Source organism: Solibacillus sp. FSL W7-1472 (genome assembly GCF_037969775.1).
Lineage (GTDB): Bacteria > Bacillota > Bacilli > Bacillales_A > Planococcaceae > Solibacillus > Solibacillus silvestris.
In genome coordinates this window covers 2,984,020-3,009,101 of sequence record NZ_CP150208.1, presented here as the reverse complement: position 1 = coordinate 3,009,101, position 25,082 = coordinate 2,984,020, and the positions used below count along the sequence as shown (strand labels likewise).

Sequence of the window (25,082 nt, the reverse complement as noted above, 5' to 3'; positions counted from 1 at the left end):
ACAAGCTTAAAACTTTTCATAAACGGGGGGAATGAAATGAAAAAGTCTCTTTTATTATTTTTGGTAGCGCTAACATTAGTGTTGTCAGGGTGTATTAAACGACGTGAATTCATAACAATTGCAACTGCATCAGCAGGGGGAACTTATTATCCAATTGGGGTTGGACTAGGAAATTTATGGACTGAAATCTTAGTTGAAGACAATGTTAAGGGGACAGGTCAATCATCAGCAGGGTCAGTAGAAAATATCCAGCTATTAAAAAATGAAGAAGCAAAAGTAGCGATCCTTCAAGGGTTGATAGGTGCGCAGGCATATGAAGGGCGTGGAGGAAACTTTGAAGGACGACCTTATAAGGATTTACGTTCAATCTCCATGCTTTGGTCAAATGTTGAGCACTTCGTATTAATGGATAAGGAAATAGACACAGGAACGATTTCAGATATTGACGGGAAATCATTCTCTGTAGGCCCGCAAGCATCAGGAACGGAGCAATCAACAATCGTTATTATGGAAGGACTTGGTTTAACGAAAAAAGACATCACGCCAGAATATTTAGGGTATGATGACACCATTTCAGCTATGCGCGACGGGCGATTAGATGGAGGATCTTTACCGGCAGGTGTACCGGTTTCATCAATAATGGATATGGCTGCGTCAGGTGTTAAAGCGTCTGTTCTTGATGTCACAGATGAACAGCTTGATAGCATTAATAGTATTTTTAATACATGGTTCCGTTTTGTTATTCCGGCAGGTACGTACACTGGAATTGATAAAGAAATTAACACGATTGCTCAGCCAAACTTTTTAGCAACAACAGCAGAAATGGATGCGGATCTTGTTTATAAGTTAACGAAGGCGATTTATGAAAATTTAGATAAAGTACATCAAATCCATAATTCAGCGACTGAAATTCAATTAGAATCGGCATTAAATGGTCTTCCAACACCACTTCATATCGGAGCATACAAATATTTTGTGGAGGCTGGCTTAGACATACCGGAACATTTAGTTCCACCTGAAGCAGCAGAAGGTCAACAATAAGAATCCATTATGGGGGTGTAATGATGATTTTTAAGAAAAAAGTAGAAGAGTTCGATGTAGCAGAGACACTAGAAAACGATAAAGAAGCTGGTGGAGCAATACGTACGTTTACAGGTAAGACTGGCTTTATTATTTCAGCACTATTGTTTGCACTGGCATTCTTCTCGGTATACGTAAACAGTTTAATGAATATCCAGGAAATATACCGTAATGCCATCTTCCTGACATTTATTTTAGTGCTGACATTTTTACTTTATCCAGCAACTAAAAAATCGAGTAAAACAAAAATCACAGTTGTAGATTATATATGGGCGGCATTTGGTTTTGCTGGGGGAGCTTACATCCTATTAAATTACTCAAATATTCATAATGTAAAATTCTCAGAGCCAACCTTTATTGATTATGTATTTGCATTCATTACAATTGTTGTATTACTTGAAGTTTCACGGCGTACGATTGGCTTATTTATTCCAATATTATCTGCAATTGCTTTATTCTTTGCACTTTTTGGTCCGTGGTTTCCAGGAATGTTTGGACATGCAGGGTTTAGCTTCGAACGTTTACTATATCGTTTATACATGACAACTGAAGGTATATTCGGAATGACCTTCTCGATTGCGACGACCTATATTGTAATATTCATTTTATTTGGTGCTTTTTTAAATGCGAGTGGAGCAACACGTCTGTTTAATGACTTAGCATTATCGATAGCAGGCCAACGACGCGGTGGCCCTGCCCAAGTAGCTGTATTATCTTCAGCATTAACAGGAATGTTAAGCGGATCGGCTGTAGCGAACGTTGCCACTACAGGAACATTTACAATTCCTTTAATGAAAAGTATCGGTTTAAAACCACGCTTTGCTGCAGCTGTTGAAGCAACTGCCTCAACAGGTGGGATGATTATGCCTCCAATAATGGGAGCTGCTGCATTCATTATGGCTGGTTTCTTAGGTGTAGGGTACAACGTCATTGTTTTGGCAGCAATTATACCAGCAATTCTTTACTACGCTTCACTCATAATTGCCATTGATCTTGAAGCGAAAAAGCAAGGATTAAAAGGGATTAGTAAAGATAATATACCAGATGTTATCGAAGTGATTAAAGCGCGCGGAGTGTTAATTTTACCGATTGTTATTGTTATTGTGACTTTAATGACAGGTTTCACAGCACTATTAGCTGGTTTTTCAGGGATTTTCGCTTGTATTGTAGCAAGCTGGTTAACGAAAGACAAAGAATTCCGTATTGGAATTAAATCAATTGTAAACGCATTAATTGAGGGTGCACGAGGTTCGATCCAAGTAGCGGTAGCCTGTGCAACAGTAGGGATTATCATTGCAGTAATTACGATGACAGGTTTAGGTTCAACTCTTGCCTACAACATTATTCAAATTTCGGGGAATAATTTAGCAATTATTTTAATCTTAGTCATGGTGACTAGTATTGTTTTAAGTATGGGCTTACCATCAACGGCTTTATATATTGTCGTTGCAGTAGCAGCTGCGCCAGCCCTAATTGAAGCTGGTGTTAATCCGATTGCAGCACATTTTTTTGTATTCTGGTTCGGTGCACTTTCAAATATTACACCACCTGTAGCACTAGCCTCCTATACAGCGGCAGGTATAGCAAGAGCCGATGCGATGCAAACATCTTGGACAGCGGTAAAACTCTGTTTACCAGGATTCCTATTACCGTTCATGATTGTATACAACCCGGCTCTTGTCATGCAGACAGATGCTACAGGTATAGATGCAATATTTCAAATAGCATTTGCATTTACAACATCCATTTTAGGTGTATTTGCATTATCAACAGCAGTATTTAATTTCTTTACGACAGGTATGAATATGATGGAGCGTATGCTAATGGGGATTGCGTCAATTCTGCTTATTATTCCGGAATTAATTACAAGTGCAATCGGACTCGCCCTTATTATAATAGTATTAGCAATTCATATTCCACGCGGTAAAAAGGCGAATGCCCAAGTTAATAATTTATCTGTTGAAAGATAGGAGTTTTCATATGCAAGTAGAACGTAGAAAAGTTGCGGATCAAGTTTTAGATTTCTTAATCGAGATGATGCGTACTGGTGAATTACAAAAGAATACAATATTACCTACTGAAAACGAGTTAGCAACTCGCTTTGGTGTAAGTAGAGCACCGATTCGAGAAGCATTGAAAGTACTTGAAGTGGCAGGTGCAATCGAAAGCAGACAAGGTGGAAGAAGTTTAGTTAAAGAAGTATCTTTAGCTGAATTACTCGATCCTGTTCGCTTCCAGCTTATTCATAAAAAACAAGTGCTCGATTTGTTGGAATTTCGAATCATTATAGAGAGTGAAGCGGCTGCTCTTGCTGCCGAACGACGGACAGAAGACGAGCTGATTGAGATTCAAAACTTAGTTGAGCACTTCCAGAATTTAATGAAAGACAACCAGGCGATTGGTCATGAAGAAGATTATCAGTTCCATCAATTCATTATGAAAGCGAGTAAAAATGATTTTATATCTGGAACAATTAGCAACTTAAGTGATCTGCATCTACGTGCTTTAAAGTTTTCATTATCCCATAATTTAGGATGGGACAAGAAACGTCAAGAAGTCGCAAAGGAGCATATGCTAATTGCTCAAGCGATCGCAAAGAAAGATTGCGAAGGCGCTAGACAAGCAATGCGAGAACATTTAATCAATGCACGCCAAAAAATTCTCAACTTACCGGAAGAGTAACGTTTCAATTACGTTCTCTATCGTGGTCAGAAGTTAACGGACAGTGGAGGGAACGAGATGAATCAAATCCTACAGCTTTTAAAACAAAACATTCAAGATGATGCACGCATATTTACTGAAAAGGCAGATTTAGTAAGCTATTCTTTTGATGCTTCATTCGGTTCATACATGCCTGAATACGTTGTGCAGCCTTTAACAACAGAAGAAGTAGCCGCTGTTATAAAGCTGGCGAATACTCATAAGGTTCCTGTCTATCCACGCGGACAAGGGACAAGCTTAAGCGGCGGTCCTTTGCCGGTTCGTGGGGGGATTGTGCTTGACCTCTCCCGATGGACATCGAAATTAGAAATTGATGCGGAAAATATGTTGGCAATAGTATCACCTGGGGTTACAGCACAAGCTATTAATGATGTTGCATTGCTACATGGCCTAATTTATCCTCCTGATCCGAGCAGTATGAATATTGCAACAATCGGGGGGAACTTAGCTGAAAATTCTGGAGGACCTAAAGGATTAAAATATGGTGTAACAAAAGATTACGTAATTGGCTTGGAAGTTGTTACGCCTGAAGGAAATGTCATTCGGACTGGTGGTAAAGCGATGAAAAATGTAACTGGCTACGATTTAACAAAACTTATTGTTGGTTCTGAAGGAACGTTGGGTGTCATTACAGAGGCCATTTTACGCTTATACCCAAAGCCAGAAGCAACGGAAACATTAATGGCGCAGTTTGATGACATTGTCGATGCTGGTCGAGCTATATCCAGTATTTTAAGTGCGGGGATTATTCCGGCAAAGCTTGAAATTATGGATAAAGCCTCAGTAGAAGCAGTTGAAGCGTATCGTCCATCAGGGCTGCCGACCAATATTGATGCGCTAATTTTGATTGAATTAGATGGACATCCCGAGGCAATTAAAGATGAAATTAAACGAGTAAATGATGTTTGTATTAAAGAAAACGCCCGTGCAGTTCAAATTGCGCAAACAAAAGAAGAAGCAGCCCAACTATGGCAAGCAAGGAAACTTGTATCCCCGGCAATTGTACGTCTGAAGCCGACAAAGATTTCTGAAGATGCAACAGTACCACGTAGCAAAATTCCGGAAATGTTTCAACGTTTAAAAGAAATACGTGAAAAATATAAAGTTGATCTAGTGGTGTTTGGTCATGCAGGCGATGGGAATTTACATCCGAATATAATTGCTGATGAGCGCGATGCAGAAGAGATGAGACGTGTTGAAAAGGCAGTAGAGGAAATTTTCCGTACAGCCATTGAACTGGGTGGTACATTATCGGGAGAACATGGAATCGGTACATTAAAAGCGCCATTTATGGAGATGGAGCTCGGGGCAGTTGGAGTCGATATGATGAAACGGATTAAACAAGCTTGGGACCCAAACGATATTTTAAACCCAGGGAAAATATTCCCGGAACCAAATCAAAGGTTTGTGTTAACAAATGACTGAACTTGCATATCAAGAGACGCTCAGCTGTGTTCAATGTGGTTATTGTCTGCCAACCTGCCCAACGTATGTAACATTCCAAAAAGAAACCCATTCACCACGTGGCCGTATAAATTTAGTCAAAATGGCTGCAGAAGGGAAAATTACGTATGACGAAATATCCGATTCAATTGACTTATGTTTAGGTTGCCGTGCATGTGAAACAGTATGTCCCACAAATGTGCAATACGGAAAAATTTTGGAGTCGGCAATTGAAGTATTAACAGTTCATAAAGAACAACAAATGAAAAATCGTATGAAAACGGTGAAATCAATGTTGTTCAATCAAGTTGTACCGAATAAAAATATTCAAAAAGTCCTTGGTACTGGCTTAGCCATATATCAACAAAGTGGTATACAAAAAGTCGCACAAAAAACAAAAATATTAAACATTTTACCGGAAAATCTCCATTCTTTTGAAACGATATTACCAACCATTGAAGGACCTATTAAACGAAATAAAAGAAAAACACATTATGCTGTACAATCTCAAAACCCAGTATTTAAAGTAGGTTTTTTCGTTGGCTGTATTATGGATACGATGTTTTCATCGATTAATACACTTAGCATGAAGTTATTGCAGCAAGCAGGCTGTGATGTGACCGTTATTAAAGAACAAGGTTGTTGTGGTGCGCTTCATCAACATAGCGGTTTAACAGATAAGACACGTCAATTAGCAAAACAAAATATTGAAGCATTTGAACAGTATGATTTTGATTTCGTAGTAAATAGTATCGGTGGCTGTGGTGCTATGTTAGGGGAATACCCTCAACTTTTAGCAACTGAGGCTGATTGGGTAAAACGCGCAATAAAATTTTCTGAAAAATCTGTAGATATTAGCGTTATTTTAAGTAAGTTACCGCTACCATTAAAGAAAAGTTTGCCTTATGTAATTACTTATCAACCGTCTTGTCATATGACAAACGTACAAAAACGAGTAAATGAACCACTTCATATGATAAACAGTATTCCTGGTATTGAACTAATGCCATTGCCTGATGCTCATATGTGTTGTGGATCCGCAGGGATATATAACATCATTCGATATAACCATTCTATGAAAATATTAGATGAAAAGATGAAGCATGTGAAGTTATTACAAAAACGGCCAAATGTGATAGTTACGACAAACCCAGGTTGTCATTTACAAATGAAGTTAGGTGTAGAGCGTGAAGGGTTAGCTGAAACAGTTCGAGTTGTGCATCTTGTCGAGCTGTTAGCTGAAGCATGCGGCATAGAAGCGTAAGGGGGAAAATAGATGTTAGAAGTAGTTATTATTGGTGGAGGGATTGTTGGCTTATCTGTCGGTCTAGCTTTAACGGAACGCTTCCCGGATAAAAAAGTAGTCATTTTAGAAAAGGAGAGTTCGGTATCGAAGCATCAAACCGGCAATAATAGTGGTGTCATCCATTCAGGCATTTATTATAAACCTGGTAGCTTTAAGGCTCGTTTCGCAAAGCAAGGTAGTCAGTCGATGGTGGCCTTTTGTAAAGAACATGGCATTGAATACGACATTTGCGGGAAAGTTATTGTAGCAACTGAGCAACACGAACTACCGCTATTACAAAACTTATACGAGCGCGGTATACAAAACGAGCTTGAAATAGAAATGTTAAATGCAGAACAACTTAAAGAAATTGAGCCGCATGTAGCGGGTCTTGGAGCCATTCGAGTTCCACAAGCCGGGATTGTCAACTACCAGCAAGTGTCAGAAAAAATCCGGGAGTTAATAGAAACAAACGGTGGCGAAATTCGTTGCGGGGAAGAAGTGAAATCTATTAATGAGCATGAAAATGGAGTGACAATTGAAACTTCTAAAGGTACAGTTGAAACAAAAGTAATGATTAACTGTGCAGGACTACAAAGTGACCGCATTGCAAAAATGACAGGCTATTTTGCCGATTTAAAAATCGTACCTTTCCGTGGGGAATACTATAAGCTAAAAGAAAGCAGCCGTAGTTTAGTCAATCATTTAATCTATCCTGTACCAAACCCGGACTTTCCGTTTTTAGGTGTACACTATACCCGCATGATTGGCGGGGAAGTCGAAGCTGGTCCAAATGCTGTTCTAAGCTTTAAAAGAGAAGGCTATAAAAAAACAGATATTAACTTATTTGATATCGCTGAGACGTTAACATACAAAGGGTTTTGGAAGTTAGCCGGGAAAAATATGAAAGAAGGATTAAATGAGATGGCCCGTTCATATAGCAAAGGGCTATTCGTAAAAAGTCTACAAAAGCTTATTCCAGAAATCCAAGCAGATGATTTAGAACCAGGAGGAGCAGGAGTACGGGCTCAAGCTTTAAAAAGTGATGGCTCAATGGTAGATGACTTTTATTTCATTCCGGGTAAGCGCAGCATCCATGTGCTAAACGCCCCTTCACCAGCAGCAACTGCATCCCTTGAAATCGGGAAGGAAATAGTCGCTCGATTTGAGAAGAAATTTGAAACTGTTTAATATTGAAAATTATAAACTACCGAAAGCAAAGGTTTGAAACTGCTCTCGGTAGTTTTTTGTAATAACGTAGTAATTGGTAAACCAAAATAGCGCTATAGGCTACAAAGTATTTTAAAACCCTCCTATATAAAAAATAATACTCAATAAGTAACAAATCTCATTGACAATCATTATCAAATAGCTTTATTATTCTAATTAGCGATAATGATAATTATTATCAATCAATTTTAAGGGGCGTTAATTAGATGAAAACGAAAAAGTTCTATTCTTTAATGGCAATGCTTTTCGTAACAATAGGCTTACTAGTTGTTGCGGGTTGCTCAGATAAAGAAACAAGTACAGATGAGAATAAGTCAAATGAAACAACAGGTTCTTCGAATTCAGAAGATTCGGCAACTCAATACCCAATCGTAATCAAACATGCACTAGGCGAAACAGTAATTGAAGAAAAACCGGAGCGTGTAGCAACGGTTGCATGGGCAAACCATGATGTGGCACTTGCTCTAGGTGTAGTACCAGTAGGTTTCTCAGCAGCAAACTACGGTGTCCAGGATGAAAGTGGTATGCTTCCATGGACAGCAGAAAAGTTAAAAGCGCTTGGTGAAGAGAACCCGAACATTTACCAAGATACAGATGGCCTGGATTTTGAAGCAATTTCAGATTCGAATCCGGATGTTATTTTAGCGGCATATTCAGGTCTTACACAAGAAGAGTATGATACATTAAGCGAGATTGCACCAGTCGTTGCATATCCGGAAACTCCATGGGTTATTACATGGCGTGACCAAATCCTATTCAATGCAAAAGGTATGGGTATGGAAGAAGAAGGTAAACAATTAATCGCTGATACAGAAAAATTAATTCAAGATAAAGCAAACGAATTCCCTGAAATCAAAGGTAAAAAAGCGGCGTTCGGTATGTTTAATGCTACAGATTTATCGAAGTTCTATATTTATACACCAGCTGACCCACGTGGTGAATTACTGGAAGAGCTAGGTATGGAATATCCGGAAAGCATTAAAGCGCAAGTTCAGGATGAAAGCAGCTTCTATATCGAGTTAAGTGCAGAAAATGCAGATGCTTTAAACGATGCTGAAATTCTGATTGCCTATGGTGATGACAACACATTAAAAGCACTTCAGGCAGATCCGATTTTAGGCAAAGTGCCTGCAATCAAAAATGGTACGGTTTTAATTATTCCTGACAACACACCACTTGCTGCAGCAGGAAACCCGAACCCATTATCAATTCAGTACACAATTGATGAATACGTATCACTAATTTCGGAAGTTGCGAAAAAGTTAAAGTAATATGAAAAGTCCATCCGTTTTAGAAAAAAAGCAAATTATGATGCCGCGTAATTTTATAAAAGTATTATTGCTTTTAACGATTTTACTCGGATTATGTATACTTGCATCACTTATATTTGGTTCGCGGATGATTAGCTGGACAGATCTTCTGAATGGGATATTCCATTCAGAAGCTCAGTCTCATGAAGCGAACGTAGTAAGACAGCGTGTGGTACGAACGATTTTCTGTTTATTATGCGGCGCAGCATTAGGTGTTTCCGGAGCGCTTATGCAATCGGTTACACGTAACCCTATTGCAGATCCAAGTATATTAGGTGTAAATACAGGGGCATCCCTTTTTGTCGTTTGTGGTATTGCTTTTTTGAATATCAGTTCTGCAAATCAGTATATTTGGCTTGCGATAGCGGGAGCTTTTATTACCGCTATTTTTGTATTTGGGATCGGTTCAATGGGAAGAGGCGGGGCGACACCATTAAAGCTCGTTTTGGCAGGTGCAGCTACGAGCGCTATTTTATCATCACTGGTCGTTGCCATTATGATTCCGCGAACGAATGTAATGGATCAGTTCAGATTTTGGCAAGTAGGAAGTGTCGGGTCAGGAAGCTGGGATACAATCACTTTATTTATTCCATTTATCGCGGTAGGACTATTCATTGCCTTTTTTACAGCGCCGGCATTAAATGCATTGGCATTAGGTGATGATGTCGCGACAGGGCTAGGGGTTCGCACAGGTACTGTAAGAATTGTAGCGGCATTAGGTGGCGTATTATTATGTGGTGCTGCGACTGCTTTGGCAGGTCCAATCGGCTTTATTGGTTTATTAGCTACACATATCGTACGTCTCGTAGTAGGTCCTGATCTACGTTATATTATTCCGATGTCAGCATTGTCGGGGGCAATTATTTTAACCTTTTCCGATGTGATCGGAAGGCTTCTTGGCAGTCCAAGTGAGCTCGAAGTTGGAATTGTGACGGCCTTTATAGGTGCGCCGATTTTAATTTTAATTACGATGAAAGCGAAAATGCGTGCAATATGATGAATGAAACGATGAAGATGATTAAAACGTCAAGATTAAAAAGAAAACGCCGGTTTATATTGATGACTTCCTTAATGGCAATCATTTCGCTCGTACTTTGCGGTTTGATGCTTATGCTTGGCAACACGATTTATCCGGTGCAAGATGTTATAAAGGTTTTACTAGGTGAACAAGTGAAGGGAGCATCTTTTGCGGTCAATACAATTCGTTTCCCGAGAATGGTAGCCGGTTTGTTTGCAGGCTTTGCATTTGGTGTCGGGGGTTACATATTCCAGACAATGCTGCGCAACCCGCTGGCAAATCCAAATGTAATCGGAATTACAACAGGTTCAAGTGCTGCGGCAGTATTTTGTATCATTGTATTAAATGCAAGCAATACTGTTGTATCCATCGCAGCTGTAATCGGAGGGCTTGCAACAGCTATCTTTATCTATCTGCTGGCGAAAGGCACATCCTTTTCGATTGGTCGACTAATTTTAATCGGTATCGGCATTCAGGCGATGCTGACGGCCTTTATCAACTATTTAATGCTAATCGGAAATACACATGATATTCCGGCTGCAATGAGATGGCTGAGCGGTAGTTTAAACGGTGCAAAATTGACTAACTTATACCCGTTAATCCTTGTCGTGTGTATTTGTACACCGATCTTGATGTACTTTGCAAAGCGTCTGGAAATGCTGGAGCTTGGTGAACAGGCGGCAACGTCTCTAGGCGTCAATACAAACCAAACGAGAGTCATCCTTATTATTACGTCGGTGCTCATGATTGCATTGGCGACTGCTGCAACGGGTCCGATTGCCTTTATCTCCTTCTTGGCAGGTCCCATTGCAAAAAAATTGGTCGGTGTCGGATTTTCAGGTCTTATTCCTGCGGGTTTAATCGGGGTCATTTTAGTATTGGCAGCAGATCTTATCGGACAGTTTGCTTTTGAGACACGCTATCCGGTAGGGGTCATTACAGGGATAATCGGTGCACCATACTTAATTTATTTATTAATCCGTATTAATCGGAAAGGAGATTTATGATGAAATCGACACATACATTCCAAACGGAAAATCTTGTTGTAGGCTATGACAACAAAGCGATTTTACACGGTGTAAGTCTAGCGATTCCTAGCAACAAAATCAGCATTATTATCGGTTCGAATGGCTGTGGGAAATCAACACTTTTAAAAACGATGGCACGATTAATCAAGCCAATCTCCGGCCAAGTATTGTTGGATGATAAATCGATTAACAAAATCCCGCCGAAGCAGCTTGCACGTGTTTTAGGACTTCTTCCGCAATCACCGATCGTACCGGAAGGCATCACGGTAGCCGATTTAGTTGGCCGGGGCCGATTTCCTCATCAGAGCTTGTTAAAGGGCTGGTCAACGGAGGATTATGATGCAGTTGCGGAAGCGATGGAAATGATGAATATTACCGAACTTGCAGACAGTCATATCGATGAGCTGTCAGGAGGGCAAAGACAACGTGTATGGATTGCCATGGCACTTGCACAGCAAACCGATATTTTGTTTCTAGATGAACCGACAACCTACTTGGATATTACGTACCAAGTGGAGATTTTGGACTTGCTGACGGATTTAAATCGTAAGCATGGTACGACAATTGTAATGGTACTCCATGATATTAATTTATCCGCCCGCTATGCCGACTATATTTTTGCTTTACATAAAGGTCGACTTGTTTCGGAGGGAACACCAGCACACGTGATTACGAGTGAATTAATCAAAGATATATTTAATCTAAACTGTGTGGTCACACAAGATCCTGTTTCGGATTCGCCTTCTGTTGTACCAATCGGAAGACACCATTCGAAATCCGGAATGCTCGTTTAGCTGCAACTTAGTCAATGGAATCCGGCTGCAATTTCGCGAAAAGTGTAATTGACCGATAATGAAAAGAGTGGAGTGTTTCGAATGAACGATATTTATGATGTAACGATAATTGGCGGTGGTCCAAGTGGATTATACAGTGCGTTCTATGCAGGGTTGAGAGATTTAAAAACAAAAATCATTGAATTTCAGCCTACGCTTGGCGGTAAGCTGCATGTTTATCCTGAAAAAATCATTTGGGATATTGGCGGCATGCCTGCAACTCCTGCGCAGCAAGTCATTGAAAATCTGGTAAAACAAGGACTGACATTTAAGCCGACCGTATGTCTAAATACGAAAGTCGATTTCATTACAAAAAAAGATGATTTATTTGTGATTGAGACAAGTTCAGGCGAAAAACACTATTCGAAAAAGGTCGTAGTTGCAGTAGGTGGCGGTATTATTAGTCCGATCAAATTGCATATTGAAGGTGCTGAAAAGTATGAAGTATCGAATTTGCATTATACAATTCGAGGCATTCAAAGCTTTAAGGACAAGTCACTGTTAATTTCAGGCGGCGGTAACTCGGCAATTGACTGGGCGAAGGATCTGATCGGCATCGCCAAGCAGATTACAGTCATCTACCGTGGCGAAAAGCTATCTGCACATGAAGCACAAATCCGACATTTGCAGGATAATGGTGTTCCCATCATTACAAATACGCAGATTAAAACACTTGTGGCTAATGACACAAAGACTAAAATAGAAGAAGTTATTTTGGAAAATGTCGTAACGAAGGAAACATCAAAGATAGTTGTAGATGACGTATTAGTGAACCATGGCTATGACCGGGATTCTTCGTTTTCTTTTGATGAGGCACTAGCTCCGGAAAAAGATTCGGATTATGACTATTATTATTTAACCAACGGAAAAGGATTGACATCTGTTGACGGTATTTATGCAGTAGGCGATATTTCCAAGTACGACAACAAAGTATATTTAATTACAGGTACATTCCAGGATGCCGTCAATGCAATTAATGCAATCAAGTTAAGCCTGGAACCTACAGCAGATCAGTATGCAAAAGTTTCTTCGCATAACGAAGTGTTCGAAAAGCGTAACAGGGAACTGATGAAGGATATCCTTGTGAATGGCTAGTACCAATAACGATTAATTAAAATAAATCCAAACGTAGAAGTTTATGTGAACTTCTGCGTTTTTTAATGAGGGAAAGGTAACATTAGATTATAATGGAAGTACCAGATTTATGGGAATTTATGTAATGCATTTAAGGAAGGGGATTGCGATGGTTTTCCAAAGAGTATTTGATTATAAATGGCTCCTGATTGCTTGTATCATTTTAATGGGTAATATGATTGTTTATCAGTTATCGTTTGTTTCCACACTTTCAGATGGGCAAGCGCGTGGGATGGTGATCGGTTCGCTAATTGACTGTGCAGTTGTGGCACCAGCGCTTCTTTTGCTGCAAAAGGGCAAATGGACAGTCCAAAATTTCGTTGTCTTTATCGCTGCCGGTATTTTATTTGCTCGACTAGTAATCCCTGATGGATTGATGGAACCTTTCCGTTATTTAACACTTTCTGCAATCGCTGTAGAAGCTGGGTTGGTTCTTATAGAATTATTCATTTTATTTATTTTTATCAAATATTTACCAAGCATTATTCGGGCGGTTAAATTAGAGCAGGAGCAACTTATTTTTGCGTTTCCTCGAATCGTAGCGGAGAAAGTGAAAGATAACATTCTCATTAGGGTACTTTGCTCAGAAATGCTAGTTTTTTATTATGCGTTTTGCAGTTGGAAGAAAAAACAGCCTACCGGATTTTCCGTTTACAAAAATACGATGTATGTACCTTTTTTAGTAATGATTTTTCATGCGGCATTGTTTGAAGGAATCGCATTTCATTGGTTCTTTCATGATCGGCTACCAATTTTAGCTTGGGGCCATACAGTTCTATCACTTTATGGACTCGTATTCTTACTTGCAGATTTTCGTGCATTAACGCTAAATCCAGTTCGTATTGAAAACGGAAATCTATATCTATCCAATGGCTTATTGAAACAAACAAAAATTGATGTGACTAATATTGCACACCTTCATAAGTCGATAGAAGAAGATAAAAATGTCTATCATTTTAAAGTATTAGGTAATACAGATGAACAGCCCGCTTTTGTAATTGAAATGAAGCAATTGCAATCAATCCAATTAGTTGGCGGATATGAAAAAAAGGCAAAATATATTGGGGTTTATGCCGATGCGCCAGCCCTATTACGTAGCGAAATAGAATTAGCGATACTAGCGAAATAGTGTAAAAGATTAAGAAACGGGGTATATAATAAGGGACGTAAATTTAAGAGGTGAAAAGATGAATATTAGAATATTAGGTTATAAAGATGCGGAACAATATCATAAAGTCAGATTGCATGGACTTTTAAATTATCCAACATTTTTTAGCTCGTCTTATGAACATGAGAATAATTATACGGTTCCGGAAATTGAACAACGACTTCGCCCGCAAGCCGATAAATTTACACTTGGGGCATTTAAAGAGAGCCAACTGATCGCAATTGCGACATTTAAAAGGGAAACAAACGCAAAATTAAATCATAAAGGCTTTCTTGTAGGTATGTATGTTATGCCAGAAGAAAGAGAGAAGGGCGTTGCGCGTGCCTTGGTAGAGGAGTTGCTGCGTCTATTAAGAGAAAACGAGGGTCTTGAACAGCTGCATCTAACAGTGGAATCAACGAATGAACGGGCAATTGCCCTTTATGAATCTTTAGGATTTAAGCAATATGCATTGGAACGACATGCATTGAAAGTTGACGGTAACTATTATGATGAAGTTTGGATGGTTAAAGAGCTATAGCAATAAAGAAAAAAGTAAAAGCAGTTTTTATGCTTTTACTTTTTTTTTGCTATATTGCGCTTCCTGCAGAACCTTTCGATAATCGTTCTGAAATAATCAGTACAATCAGGATTAAAATAATCTGCAGCACACCATACGCGCACGCCGTCCCAAACTTGAAGGCATACAACTTTTGGAAAATTGCAACCGACAATGGAATAGTCGACGTATTATAAATTAAAATCGATGCGACGAATTCCCCTATACTTTGGACAAAAGCCAACAATGTCCCGGCAAGAACGCCGGATAAAGTTAGGGGAATGACAATTCTTCTGAATGTGTACCACCATGATGCCCCTAAACTCCGGGAAGCTTCTTCTACAGACTGGTCCAGCTGCATGAGGGATGCTGATGTTGACCTGAAGACAAGCGGCAAATGCCGGATAAAGTACGCAAGCGGTAAAATCCAGAATGAACCAATTAATACTTGGTTGAATGTAAACGCACTTTCAGTTGAGAAGGCCGCGATTAAGTTGACGGCTACAACTGTACCTGGCAATGCCCACGGAATCGTAATTAAAATATCGAGCGCTGTTTTCCCCTTGAAACTAAGTCTGACCATAGCATATGCTGCAGCAACACCGAATATAATATTGCCGACTGTTGCGATGAAGCCCATCTGCAGCGAGTTCCAAATTGGACGCCATGTCCGCTCATCGGTAAAGAGCGCTTTGTAATGGTCGAGTGTATATTCCGTCGGTAAAATTTGAATTGTCCAAGCACCATCTTTAGAAAACGAAATTAAAATCAGCACCAAAATTGGCAGGATTAAAATTAATGTACCGATGAATGACAGTGTGACCGCTAAATATTTTAAAGGCTTTGAGCTCACTTCAGAGCGGTGAACACTTATGCCTTTACTTAAATTTTGATAATTACGTCGGTTTTGGTACCAACGCATAATAAGTAAAAAGGTGATAGATACGAACGATAAAATGGTTGACTGTGTTGCCGCCATATCCAGATTGCCGTTTGTCCGTGATAAGTAAATTTGCATCGTCATCGTACGTTCAACCCCGAACATGAGCGGCGCGGTATAGGATGCCATCGACACCATGAAAACGAGCAGGGAAGATGCGATTAAAGAAGGGGTAAGCATCGGCAAAATAATCTTCCGCCAAACACGGATCCGGCTTGCACCCAGGCTTGTTGCGGCTTCTTCCAGAGAAGGATCAAGCCCTTTAATTGCGGCAGAAGCAGTTAAATAAAAGTACGTATACATCGTAAACGTATGAACAACAATAACACCCCAAATCCCTTTCAATGCAAACGGTACATCTTCCAATTGAAACATCTGCTGAAATAAGCGCGGGAAAATGCCGCTTTCGCCATATAAAAATGTAAAGGATAACACCCCGACTAACGGGGGCAATGCCATCGGGACAAGTACTAAAATGGAAAGCAGCCTACGACCCGGGAAATCATAGCGCTCCAGTAAAAAGGCCATCATTACCCCGACAACAGCACAGCATATAACACTAATAATCGATATATAAAAGCTGTTCCAAAGTGCCTCTAAATTGGCTGTACTTTCCAAACTGAAAAACTTCTGATAGTTTGCTAGCTGATTGTCGCCTGCAAAACTTTGAATAAATGTTGAGTAAAATGGATAAATGACATAGGCAAATAAAATTAAAAACAGCGGGGAGATGAGAATATAGACAAAATAGCGTGATTGTGTAAGACGAGACCACCAACTCGCTTCGTATGTGTCAACGGATTTTTTGCTCATTGTGTGCCTCCTCTCTTATTCTCCTAGAAAATAAATATTTTGTTTAGGGATATGTAATTCAATCATATCGCCAGCTTGCAGTATTGCAGTACCCCGACTGATTATCATTGCTTTTAATGTTGTGTCATTCCATTTAATAAAGTAATTTACGCTGACTCCAGTAAATTCAATCAGCTCAACGATACCTGTAACGGTGTTTTCACCAGGACCATTTTCAAATGCTTCAGGACGGATTGATACATAAATTTCGTCACCGGTTGATACTTGAAGACCCGGTGCCAAGTTTTCTGTCAGGCCTTGGAGTTCAAGTTCTTTCTCATTTGTAACAGTAATAATATTGTCCTCAATCGATTGAACTTTCATTGTAAGCAAGTTTGTTTCTCCGATAAAAGTAGCGACGAAGCGGTTGTTTGGACGGTGGTATATTTCCTGTGGTGTACCAATTTGTTTAACGACACCATGCTCCATTACCATAATCCGATCCGACATTGCCATTGCTTCAGTCTGGTCATGGGTAACGTAGATTGTCGTCACACCCAGCTCTGACTGAATTCGTTTAATTTCAATGCGTGTTTCCTCACGCAGCTTTGCATCCAAATTGGATAATGGCTCATCCAGCAGCAAGATATCAGGTTCAATAACAAGTGCTCGTGCCAAAGCAACACGCTGCTGTTGTCCACCTGATAACTCATTGATCTTACGTGTGCCATATGGTCCTAAATGAACGAGCTCTCGTATCCGGTCAACCTTTTCTTTAATTGTTTTTTTATCATATTTCCGGATTTCCAGACCGAATGCGATATTTTCATTGACGGTCATATGCGGGAAGAGTGCATAGTTTTGAAACACCATTCCGATATTACGTTTATTAGGCTGCAATGTTGTGACATCCTGATTGTCAAAATAAATCTTTCCTTTAGAAGGGTAGTAAAATCCGGCGATCATCCGTAATGTAGTTGTCTTGCCACATCCACTAGGTCCTAAAAATGTAAAAAACTCACCCGATTTTATATCCAACTCTAAATCTTTGACACTTACGACATCACCGAATTTTTTTGAAACGTCGTTAATATGAACAGCTTTCATCCAATCCAACTCCCTTCACACCGACAAATTATGAAAAGAAAGACCTCTTAATTCAGAGGTCAGTCTATAACTACTATTTACCTTTACCTTTAATGTTTGTATCCCAATATTCCATCCATTCCGCTTCTTTATCGGCCATAACTTGCCAATCGATCTCCAAAGATTTCAAATCCAGCTCTTTATACCAGTCCGGCATAGCATCCGCTGCAATATCAGTACGTGTTGGAATTTGGTAATACTCTTTTGAAAGCTCAATCATTGTCTCCTGATCGAACAGGAATTCCATAAATAATTTCGCATTTTCTTCGTTTTTCGCATTGTTTACAATACCGACTGCATCGACTAAAATCGGTGCACCACTTTCCGGATAAATAAAGTCAAACGTGTAATCCGTTGTATGTTTTTTCAGTAAAATATCCTGCAAGTTCCATAATGAAATCGAACCTTCTTGACGTGCCAGTTTCAAATACAATGCATTAGGATCCTGCGTATATTCTTTCGTGTTCGCATCCAGTTGCTTCAACCATTCATAGCCTTTTGACGGATCATCAGCACCTTGACGGAAAATCATAGAAGAATAAATTGTCCGCATCGTTCCTGAAGCAAGGACACCGCGAATTAAAATCTCATCTTTCCACTTCGGATCAAGTAAATCGTCCCAATCCTGAGGTCCTTCTTCTGGTGACATGACATCACTATTAATCATAATGACTTCAGGTAATAGCATTTCACCGACCCATCGATTTTGTTCATCTTTATGAAGAGGGTCAATCGCATCGATAAATGAAGGATCCCACTGTAAAAGTAAATCTTCATTTGCGGCAACCATCATCGCAGCTTGTGTACCACCCCACCAAAAATCCCCTTGTGGATTGGCTTTTTCACCACGGACACGCTCTAAAATTTGCTGGGCACCCATTGTCATATATTCCACTTCAATATCCGGGTAACGCTCATTAAATTTTTCAATAACACCCTGTACCATGTTTTCATCACGCCCTGTGTAAATGACGAGCTTGCCGGAAGCTTTTTCTTCTGTTGTACCTTCTGTCGTGCCGCTATCGCCTTGCGTTGACTCATTTGTCGTCTCTTCGGCGTCGCTACACGCAGCCAAAACTAATAAAAGAGTTGTGAGAATAAGAGAAAGCCAAGTAAATCTTTTCATCCAATGTCCTCCTTACATATAGTTTTTCTTTGTCATGCAGAATAAAGGATATCTATTCCAATTTCATTTTATCTACAAATTTTTTAATATTCAAACAAATATCCCTATATCTTATAATTTTTTACAGATTAGTAATTAATATAAATGAGTTTTTTACGTGGTCATTTTTAAAACGAGGAAAAGCGAGAGGACTATAAGCTGCGTTGAATATGAAGAAAGTTGTTTTATTTAAATTTATTAGGGGAATTATAAAAGCATCAGCACATCAGCAATTATGCAAATTGGCTTCTATCAAGTTGGACGTGCTTCTCATCTCACGAATAATGGAACTTAATTTACCGGAGGAGTGAAAATATGAGTAATAAAGAAATTGCATTACAAATTTTAAATGAAAACAGTATTGGCGTTATGGCCACAAATAATAACGGTGTGCCTAATTCACGCTACATGACATTTCACTATGTTGAATCAAAACTGTATACCGTGGCAAAGGAAGATTCCGATGTCGTCCGTGAAATTAAGGACTATGGCGGTACCCATATTTTATTAGGCTATGAAAGCGATGGCATACTTGAAACATTTTTAGAAATCGAAGGCAATGCAGCGACAACATTAAATGATGTTGTAAAGCAGCAGCTGCTTGAAAAATATTCAGAGCATGCGGACGGGAACTTTGTGCTCATTCAAGTTACGCCGACAAGAATGAGAATTATGAATAAAAACGGAAAAAACCAGGAAGAAATTCAACTATACTAAGGGAGGTATCGTAATGGAAACATTAAAGGAAAAAGTACTTTCAATTATTAAAGATCATAAAATTGGAACAATGGCTACATTAAACGGACGTCACCCTTATGTTCGTTACATGACATTTACAAATGAAGACTTCACACTATATGCGACAACAACAGAGGATTCCCAAAAAGTGTACGATTTAAATGAAAATCCCTACACTCATATTTTACTGGGCTATACTAAGGAAGATCTTGATGCCCCATATTTAGAAATTACAGCAAAACTAAGCGAAGTAAAAGATGATACATTAAAGCTGAAAATTACAAACTTCTTTAAAGACGTTTTTACTTCAGAAGACGGGGATATGGTGACACTTCAATTCGATCCAATCACAATCAAATTAATGAATGATGGCGAACCGCAGGAACTGAAGCTGTAACGTCTGAATTTATTTAACCAGTTAGCGAAGCAATGGCATATATCGTTGTCATTGCTTTTTCTGTTGCAAAAAGAAGTAAAAGATTTAGCAACCCCGCTCATTATGAGATTTGAGCGAGGTTTTACTAAGGAAGTCTATTTTTATACGTTAAAAATTTTACCGATTATGTTGATTATCGTCGTATTGCTTGTACGTTTAGTAGCGGGTCCTCTAGTAGGTAAAATTATGCCTAAATTTGTTGGTCAAACAGACGACTTCAATGGCAAGCTTTGCAATGAGAAAATTACATGAAAATCAAACTGTAAAAGAAGCAGCCCAACAATAAGTAAAAGCTCTTATGCGGTAGTATGAATACTACCGCATAAGAGCTTTTGTATTTACCTTTAGCCTAGAAACATTGGAAAGTCAGGATTGAGTTACGGTTTACTGAACTGTATACCCAACCGAAACGACTCCATCTAAAGCCTAAAATGATATTTTGCGTAACAAACGTCGGGAAGAACCAGAAACTATTTCCGTTTCGTTGCCAAATAAACGTATTACGGAAAATACAACGTCTTATACCACTGGAACCTTGCTGTGACTGGCCAGCAGATAATTGTTGCATTTGGGGAGTAAAGGTAGGGGGCGGACCCATTGGCATTGGGGTATTACCACCAGGACCTCCACCAGGACTGCCAGGGAAGCCGCCAGGACCACCACCAGGGATTCCTGGGCCACCAGGGAACCCACCTGGACTACCACCAGGGAATCCCGGTGCTCCACCAGGGAATCCTGGTCCGCCAGGGAACCCACCAGGTCCTCCTGGAAAACCTCCCGGGCCTTGACCGGGTGGGGCTGGGAAAAACTGTTGTTGAAATGGTTGTCCTGCAGGGCTCTCATCAAAGCGTTCAAACGGATTTTGATACAACAAGCATACCTTCTTTCTTAAGTATTCTTTGTAATGTATGTAAATGTGGATAAACGCCAATAGGAATTCGCCTAATATGAGTCAAAATACCGTAGTGATTATAATTTTCGCCCAGAAATTTAGTTTAATATGTTTTATTACATATTGGACTAAGGGGAAGTGTTAACAAATGGACAATTATTTAAAGTAAGGTTGAAGATTTGAAAATTGTTTGAAAGTAAACTAAAATTCACTATGAAGATGTAAAAGAGAAGGGAATTTATGATGAAAAAATATTTGTTCGCTATAATCTTATTGTTGTTGGCAGGTTGTAGTAATGGAGAAAATACAGAAGTTAAATTTACCGAAAAACAGGCAGTACCATTTGAAATTATTAAGTATGATGAAAAAATTGCACCGATTTACGAGACGCTCGTACCGCATATTGCTTATGCAAATACGCAAGGACAGTTTGAATCCTTGCAAGCTCGCTTTGATGTAGACAATTTCACGCTTGATATGGATAAATATATGGCCGTATTTATAGTTACTTACTCGGGTAGCTGTGGTACTTCAGTCGATAATGTTTACAAACACGGTAATTACTTAGCAGTTCAATTAATCGACAATGTAGGACAAAAATGTGAAGATGAAGGCGTCCCTCATACATTCGTTCTCCAAGTGGAGAAAGACGAATATGAAAAAGTTCAATTATATAATGGCGAAATTTTAAAATCTTCAATGGATGTAGAATAAATTTATTAAAAGTTTTCAGCTTTGATTATTCAAAGTTGAAAGCTTTTTTTATAGTTCTATATTTATTGGGCATAATTTATTGTGATTTGATAAAAAAAACTATATAATTTTTATAAACTGTAACGTGATGGTTTTGAGGGCAATAATTCTTCTATAAGAATTAGTAACTTCACCATTATAGTTAGCATGTTCAATAGGATAGTTGGGTACATATCAGAAAGACCGAATTACTATTAAATTATTTTTGGAGGTGAATCCCTCACGCTGAGGGAAGTAATTGGACGTAAACACCATATTAAACATCATTTTATTAATTATTTTTTTAGGTTTAACTGGATTTTTCGTTGCAGCTGAATTTGCCGTTGTTAAAATTCGTAAATCCCGTATTGACCAATTGATTTTGGAAGGCAATAAGAAAGCAGTCATCGCAAAAAAAGTAGCAGGAGACCTAGATTATTATTTATCTGCCTGTCAGCTTGGTATTACCATTACAGCAATCGGTTTAGGAGCGTTTACGAAGCCGTATGTAAAAGAACTGCTATATCCTGTATTTGACTGGTTAAATGTTTCGGATGTTGTAGCTTCGGCTGCTTCTTATGTAATTGCACTAGCTATTGTAAGTTATTTGCATGTAGTAATTGGCGAAATGGCGCCAAAAACGTTAGCGATTCAGTTTTCCGAGAAAGTAACTTTAATGCTTGCAGGACCACTTTATTGGTTCGGTAAAATTATGTATCCGTTTATTCAGGCATTAAATGGAACATCTCGGTTACTATTACGTGCAGTTGGTGTTAAATCAGCAAGTGAAGAGCAGGCCTATTCTGAAGAAGAACTGAAAATTATTATGGCACAGAGTTTCCAGGGCGGACAAATTGACCAACAAGAACTGAAATATTTAGAAAATGTATTTGCTTTTGATGAGCGTGTTGCAAAAGATATTATGGTGCCTCGAACAGACTTAGTTACAATCGACAAAGATATGAGCGCCGAAGAGATTATCCAAATTTTAGATGAACATAACTATACACGTTATCCGATTGTTGAAAATAATGATAAAGACCGCATTATTGGTGTGATTAATGCAAACAAGCTTCTTAGCTATATCGTTTCAAATCGAACAGTACAGCTCGAGCAGTTTTTAACGAAAGTACCATTTGTTTTAGGTGTGACTAGTATCCAGGATGCACTATTAAAAATGCAAAAGGCGAAAGTGCATATGACGGTCATTATCGATGAATATGGCGGTACAGCCGGAGTATTAACGATGGAAGACGTTTTGGAAGAGCTGGTTGGAGAGATTCGGGATGAATTTGACGAGGATGAAGTAGATGATATCCGTAAGTCAGGAGAAAACGAATATACGATTAATGGTCGTGTTCTGCTCGATGAACTGGAAGATCGCTTCGGTTTTGAGTTTGAGGACAGTGAAGAGATAGATACAATTGGCGGCTGGATTCAGCATACGAACATCGATTCAATCAAAAACGGTGAAGAGCTTCAAATCGGTGATGAAATTAAATTCGACGACCATATTTGGGTCATTTCGGATATGGACAATTATCAAATTAAAGAAGTTGTATTAAGACAATATAAACTTCAGCAGTAAATGATCGATACTTTATATGTCTTGGAGGTGAATCCCTCATATTTCGGGGGAATTAATTGGACAGTATTATAATGATAAATTTAATTTTAATTGCAGTATTTATTTTGTTAACAGCCTTTTTCGTTGGAGCAGAATTCTCAATTTTAAAAGTGCGTATGTCACGAATCGATCAGCTGATCGCAGAGGGCAATAAAAAAGCCGTCACGGCAAAAAAGGTAACACAGGATTTGGATTATTATTTGTCAGCCTGTCAGCTTGGAATTACGATTACAGCGTTAATTCTTGGTGCACTCGGGGAACCGACCGTAGAGAAAATGCTTGAGCCTGTTTTTGACTACTTCAGCATTCCAGCGGCGGTTGCAACAGCCCTTTCTTATGTTATTGCATTATCGGTTGTTACTTTTTTACACGTAGTACTTGGTGAATTAATGCCAAAGACATTGGCCATCCAATATGCAGAAAAAATGACACTATTATTGGCACCGCCACTTTATTGGTTCGGTAAAATTACAGGACCGATTATCTCGATATTAAACGGTTCTGCTCGTGGGCTGCTCAAAATCTTTGGTGTCAAACCGGCTGGTCACGATACAGTTTACTCGGAAGAAGAGCTTAAAATGATTGTGACGCAAAGTTATGAAGGTGGAGAAATCAACCAGACAGAGCTTGCCTATCTAGAAAATATCTTTGCTTTTGATACACGGAAATTACGGGAAGTAATGATTCCGCGCAATGAAATAATTACAATCGAAAAAACGTATACATTAGAGCAAATTCTTGCTGTTATTGACGAGTACGAATTTACGCGTTATCCGGTCATTGATCGCAGTAAAAATACAGCAGCCTTTATCGGTTTCATTAACTCGAAGGAAATGCTGACAGATATAGCTGCGGGACGGAAGAATAATTTCAGTACGTATATTCGTGAGATTCCCCGTTATAAGGAAACAGTAGCGATAAAAGACGTGTTTTTAAAAATGCAGCAATCGCGCAACCATATGGCGATTGTTACAGATGAAAAAGGTGTCACAATCGGTCTTGTGACAATGGAAGATATATTGTCAGAAATTGTTGGAGAAATTGAAGATGAAGACGATGGGGAAATTATCGTTCCCTCAACATAAAGTGAAACTCCAATTGGTTGGGGTATTTTTCATCCCCACGGTCCGTTAATGCGGGATAAGAAAAGGTCGTAAATGATGGACATATTGTTAATTATTTGCGGCTTTTTTTAGTATTATCGAAAGTTGAGCTAATAGATTATAAGGGCAAATGTCACTATAATTAAAGCAAGGAGCTGTTGAAAATGCAATGTGGTGCAAAATGCTTTTTAGTGGAAATTGAGCATAATGGCGAAAAAAAACAAGTTCAAGTGAAAGCAAAATCATCCGTACGTGCGAGAAAAACAGTACGTATTCAATTTGAAGAAGCCGTTAACATCCTATCCGTAAAGGAAGAAAAATAAAAATGAGCAACCAACAATACGGTTGCTCATTTTTCATTTGTTTTACTTATTCTGCTTTTCCAACTTTATTTGTTTAACTAAATGTACAATTAACATAATGATTCCGACTGTACAAAATAGCAGACTGACGATAAATAAAACAAGCCATGAAGTAATGCTCCAGTTAGTTGTGAAAAAGATAGAACTGATTAATAAAAGTATCCCGACAAACAAGACAAGATAGCCCTTTTTAGATAATGACAATGCAATAACCTCCTTAAATACCTATCATAAAAATACCATAATCTTTGCAAACTTATCTATTTAAACGGTTGCTTTACTAAATTGATGGTTGAATTTCATTCTGGTCCGGACGTAATCCGCTTATGATACAATTCGGTAAGGAATATAAATTCAAGAA

General features: G+C 38.9%; 25 protein-coding genes. 20 read left to right on the top strand and 5 right to left on the bottom strand.

Annotated features, from left to right (window positions below; translation table 11 throughout):
* The first annotated feature begins 36 nt into the window (after positions 1–36).
* The 13 genes from MKY07_RS15075 (at position 37) to MKY07_RS15015 (ending at position 14,770) form a co-directional block, all read left to right on the top strand.
* A complete protein-coding gene (locus MKY07_RS15075) occupies positions 37–1,041 on the top strand; it encodes a TAXI family TRAP transporter solute-binding subunit (RefSeq protein ID WP_339262877.1) in 1,005 nt (334 codons plus the stop codon).
* A 23-nt stretch (positions 1,042–1,064) separates the two neighbouring features.
* A complete protein-coding gene (locus MKY07_RS15070) occupies positions 1,065–3,050 on the top strand; it encodes a TRAP transporter permease (protein WP_008406033.1) in 1,986 nt (661 codons plus the stop codon).
* 10 nt (positions 3,051–3,060) lie between these two features.
* Positions 3,061–3,762, top strand: a complete 702-nt coding sequence (locus tag MKY07_RS15065) for a FadR/GntR family transcriptional regulator (RefSeq protein ID WP_008406032.1) — start codon at positions 3,061–3,063, stop codon at positions 3,760–3,762.
* Positions 3,763–3,819: 57 nt separating this feature from the next.
* On the top strand, positions 3,820–5,226 hold the full coding sequence (locus MKY07_RS15060) for an FAD-linked oxidase C-terminal domain-containing protein (protein ID WP_339262874.1): 1,407 nt from the start codon (positions 3,820–3,822) through the stop codon (positions 5,224–5,226).
* Positions 5,219–6,508: a (Fe-S)-binding protein gene (locus MKY07_RS15055; RefSeq protein ID WP_339262872.1), complete on the top strand. Its 1,290-nt coding sequence runs from the start codon at positions 5,219–5,221 to the stop codon at positions 6,506–6,508. The genes MKY07_RS15060 and MKY07_RS15055 overlap by 8 nt, the downstream gene beginning before the upstream one ends.
* 12 nt (positions 6,509–6,520) lie before the next feature.
* Positions 6,521–7,720 carry an L-2-hydroxyglutarate oxidase gene (lhgO, locus tag MKY07_RS15050; RefSeq protein WP_339262870.1) on the top strand — a complete coding sequence of 400 codons (1,200 nt, stop codon included), beginning with the start codon at positions 6,521–6,523 and terminating at the stop codon, positions 7,718–7,720.
* A gap of 245 nt (positions 7,721–7,965) precedes the next feature.
* The gene (locus MKY07_RS15045) at positions 7,966–9,030 is read left to right on the top strand and encodes an iron-siderophore ABC transporter substrate-binding protein (protein ID WP_339262868.1); all 1,065 of its coding nucleotides are present in this window, start codon (positions 7,966–7,968) and stop codon (positions 9,028–9,030) included.
* 1 nt (position 9,031) lies between these two features.
* Positions 9,032–10,066, top strand: a complete 1,035-nt coding sequence (locus MKY07_RS15040; RefSeq protein ID WP_339262866.1) for an iron ABC transporter permease — start codon at positions 9,032–9,034, stop codon at positions 10,064–10,066.
* Positions 10,063–11,094, top strand: a complete 1,032-nt coding sequence (locus tag MKY07_RS15035; RefSeq protein ID WP_065216906.1) for an iron chelate uptake ABC transporter family permease subunit — start codon at positions 10,063–10,065, stop codon at positions 11,092–11,094. The genes MKY07_RS15040 and MKY07_RS15035 overlap by 4 nt, the downstream gene beginning before the upstream one ends.
* Positions 11,094–11,909, top strand: coding sequence for an ABC transporter ATP-binding protein (locus MKY07_RS15030; RefSeq protein WP_339262864.1), 816 nt, complete (start codon positions 11,094–11,096; stop codon positions 11,907–11,909). Before MKY07_RS15035 ends, MKY07_RS15030 begins: the two co-directional genes overlap by 1 nt.
* A gap of 81 nt (positions 11,910–11,990) precedes the next feature.
* Complete coding sequence (locus MKY07_RS15025) at positions 11,991–13,043, top strand: NAD(P)/FAD-dependent oxidoreductase (RefSeq protein ID WP_339262862.1); 1,053 nt, start codon at positions 11,991–11,993, stop codon at positions 13,041–13,043.
* 148 nt (positions 13,044–13,191) lie between these two features.
* The gene (locus tag MKY07_RS15020) at positions 13,192–14,211 is read left to right on the top strand and encodes a hypothetical protein (protein WP_339262860.1); all 1,020 of its coding nucleotides are present in this window, start codon (positions 13,192–13,194) and stop codon (positions 14,209–14,211) included.
* Positions 14,212–14,269: 58 nt separating this feature from the next.
* Entirely contained in the window at positions 14,270–14,770 is a 501-nt protein-coding gene (locus MKY07_RS15015; RefSeq protein ID WP_014823003.1) for a GNAT family N-acetyltransferase, read from the top strand.
* Between the two features lie 49 nt (positions 14,771–14,819).
* Here the strand turns inward: MKY07_RS15015 and MKY07_RS15010 are convergent, their stop codons facing one another.
* From MKY07_RS15010 to MKY07_RS15000, 3 genes are all read right to left on the bottom strand, one after another.
* Positions 14,820–16,541 carry an iron ABC transporter permease gene (locus tag MKY07_RS15010; protein WP_014823004.1) on the bottom strand — a complete coding sequence of 574 codons (1,722 nt, stop codon included), beginning with the start codon at positions 16,539–16,541 and terminating at the stop codon, positions 14,820–14,822.
* Between the two features lie 15 nt (positions 16,542–16,556).
* Positions 16,557–17,627 (bottom strand): ABC transporter ATP-binding protein, encoded by a 1,071-nt coding sequence (locus MKY07_RS15005; protein WP_014823005.1) that lies wholly within the window; start codon positions 17,625–17,627, stop codon positions 16,557–16,559.
* A 73-nt stretch (positions 17,628–17,700) separates the two neighbouring features.
* On the bottom strand, positions 17,701–18,792 hold the full coding sequence (locus tag MKY07_RS15000; protein ID WP_014823006.1) for an extracellular solute-binding protein: 1,092 nt from the start codon (positions 18,790–18,792) through the stop codon (positions 17,701–17,703).
* 354 nt (positions 18,793–19,146) lie between these two features.
* Between MKY07_RS15000 and MKY07_RS14995 the strand changes: the two genes are divergently transcribed.
* The 3 genes from MKY07_RS14995 to MKY07_RS14985 are packed head-to-tail and all read left to right on the top strand — an operon-like array spanning position 19,147 to position 20,257.
* Positions 19,147–19,548: a pyridoxamine 5'-phosphate oxidase family protein gene (locus tag MKY07_RS14995; protein WP_014823007.1), complete on the top strand. Its 402-nt coding sequence runs from the start codon at positions 19,147–19,149 to the stop codon at positions 19,546–19,548.
* A gap of 13 nt (positions 19,549–19,561) precedes the next feature.
* Positions 19,562–19,966, top strand: coding sequence for a pyridoxamine 5'-phosphate oxidase family protein (locus MKY07_RS14990; RefSeq protein WP_014823008.1), 405 nt, complete (start codon positions 19,562–19,564; stop codon positions 19,964–19,966).
* A gap of 45 nt (positions 19,967–20,011) precedes the next feature.
* The gene (locus MKY07_RS14985) at positions 20,012–20,257 is read left to right on the top strand and encodes a hypothetical protein (RefSeq protein WP_051032357.1); all 246 of its coding nucleotides are present in this window, start codon (positions 20,012–20,014) and stop codon (positions 20,255–20,257) included.
* A 97-nt stretch (positions 20,258–20,354) separates the two neighbouring features.
* On the opposite strand, the gene MKY07_RS14980 is transcribed toward MKY07_RS14985, so the two are convergent.
* On the bottom strand, positions 20,355–20,876 hold the full coding sequence (locus MKY07_RS14980; RefSeq protein WP_014823009.1) for a hypothetical protein: 522 nt from the start codon (positions 20,874–20,876) through the stop codon (positions 20,355–20,357).
* 264 nt (positions 20,877–21,140) lie between these two features.
* Here MKY07_RS14980 and MKY07_RS14975 point away from each other — a divergent pair, with 264 nt between their 5' ends.
* The 4 genes from MKY07_RS14975 to MKY07_RS14960 all read left to right on the top strand — a co-directional run bounded on the left by MKY07_RS14975 (position 21,141) and on the right by MKY07_RS14960 (position 24,682).
* Entirely contained in the window at positions 21,141–21,611 is a 471-nt protein-coding gene (locus tag MKY07_RS14975; protein ID WP_231918712.1) for a Fe-S oxidoreductase, read from the top strand.
* A 277-nt stretch (positions 21,612–21,888) separates the two neighbouring features.
* Positions 21,889–23,217 (top strand): hemolysin family protein, encoded by a 1,329-nt coding sequence (locus MKY07_RS14970; RefSeq protein WP_008406006.1) that lies wholly within the window; start codon positions 21,889–21,891, stop codon positions 23,215–23,217.
* A gap of 56 nt (positions 23,218–23,273) precedes the next feature.
* Positions 23,274–24,341, top strand: a complete 1,068-nt coding sequence (locus MKY07_RS14965; RefSeq protein ID WP_039966902.1) for a hemolysin family protein — start codon at positions 23,274–23,276, stop codon at positions 24,339–24,341.
* A gap of 182 nt (positions 24,342–24,523) precedes the next feature.
* Positions 24,524–24,682 carry a hypothetical protein gene (locus tag MKY07_RS14960; RefSeq protein ID WP_008406002.1) on the top strand — a complete coding sequence of 53 codons (159 nt, stop codon included), beginning with the start codon at positions 24,524–24,526 and terminating at the stop codon, positions 24,680–24,682.
* A 42-nt stretch (positions 24,683–24,724) separates the two neighbouring features.
* Here the strand turns inward: MKY07_RS14960 and MKY07_RS14955 are convergent, their stop codons facing one another.
* The gene (locus tag MKY07_RS14955; RefSeq protein WP_008405995.1) at positions 24,725–24,925 is read right to left on the bottom strand and encodes a hypothetical protein; all 201 of its coding nucleotides are present in this window, start codon (positions 24,923–24,925) and stop codon (positions 24,725–24,727) included.
* Between the last annotated feature and the right edge of the window lie 157 nt (positions 24,926–25,082).

Coding starts and splice junctions, on each gene's coding strand:
- MKY07_RS15010 (WP_014823004.1), bottom strand. CDS start 16,541: ATGAGCAAAAAATCCGTTGACACATACGAAGCGAGTTGGTGGTCTCGT.
- MKY07_RS15030 (WP_339262864.1), top strand. CDS start 11,094: ATGAAATCGACACATACATTCCAAACGGAAAATCTTGTTGTAGGCTAT.
- MKY07_RS15005 (WP_014823005.1), bottom strand. CDS start 17,627: ATGAAAGCTGTTCATATTAACGACGTTTCAAAAAAATTCGGTGATGTC.
- MKY07_RS15055 (WP_339262872.1), top strand. CDS start 5,219: ATGACTGAACTTGCATATCAAGAGACGCTCAGCTGTGTTCAATGTGGT.
- MKY07_RS15060 (WP_339262874.1), top strand. CDS start 3,820: ATGAATCAAATCCTACAGCTTTTAAAACAAAACATTCAAGATGATGCA.
- MKY07_RS15065 (WP_008406032.1), top strand. CDS start 3,061: ATGCAAGTAGAACGTAGAAAAGTTGCGGATCAAGTTTTAGATTTCTTA.
- MKY07_RS15025 (WP_339262862.1), top strand. CDS start 11,991: ATGAACGATATTTATGATGTAACGATAATTGGCGGTGGTCCAAGTGGA.
- MKY07_RS14990 (WP_014823008.1), top strand. CDS start 19,562: ATGGAAACATTAAAGGAAAAAGTACTTTCAATTATTAAAGATCATAAA.
- MKY07_RS14975 (WP_231918712.1), top strand. CDS start 21,141: ATGAAAAAATATTTGTTCGCTATAATCTTATTGTTGTTGGCAGGTTGT.
- MKY07_RS15075 (WP_339262877.1), top strand. CDS start 37: ATGAAAAAGTCTCTTTTATTATTTTTGGTAGCGCTAACATTAGTGTTG.
- MKY07_RS15020 (WP_339262860.1), top strand. CDS start 13,192: ATGGTTTTCCAAAGAGTATTTGATTATAAATGGCTCCTGATTGCTTGT.
- MKY07_RS14995 (WP_014823007.1), top strand. CDS start 19,147: ATGAGTAATAAAGAAATTGCATTACAAATTTTAAATGAAAACAGTATT.
- MKY07_RS15015 (WP_014823003.1), top strand. CDS start 14,270: ATGAATATTAGAATATTAGGTTATAAAGATGCGGAACAATATCATAAA.
- lhgO (WP_339262870.1), top strand. CDS start 6,521: ATGTTAGAAGTAGTTATTATTGGTGGAGGGATTGTTGGCTTATCTGTC.
- MKY07_RS15000 (WP_014823006.1), bottom strand. CDS start 18,792: ATGAAAAGATTTACTTGGCTTTCTCTTATTCTCACAACTCTTTTATTA.
- MKY07_RS15045 (WP_339262868.1), top strand. CDS start 7,966: ATGAAAACGAAAAAGTTCTATTCTTTAATGGCAATGCTTTTCGTAACA.
- MKY07_RS15035 (WP_065216906.1), top strand. CDS start 10,063: ATGATGAATGAAACGATGAAGATGATTAAAACGTCAAGATTAAAAAGA.
- MKY07_RS15070 (WP_008406033.1), top strand. CDS start 1,065: ATGATTTTTAAGAAAAAAGTAGAAGAGTTCGATGTAGCAGAGACACTA.
- MKY07_RS15040 (WP_339262866.1), top strand. CDS start 9,032: ATGAAAAGTCCATCCGTTTTAGAAAAAAAGCAAATTATGATGCCGCGT.
- MKY07_RS14960 (WP_008406002.1), top strand. CDS start 24,524: ATGCAATGTGGTGCAAAATGCTTTTTAGTGGAAATTGAGCATAATGGC.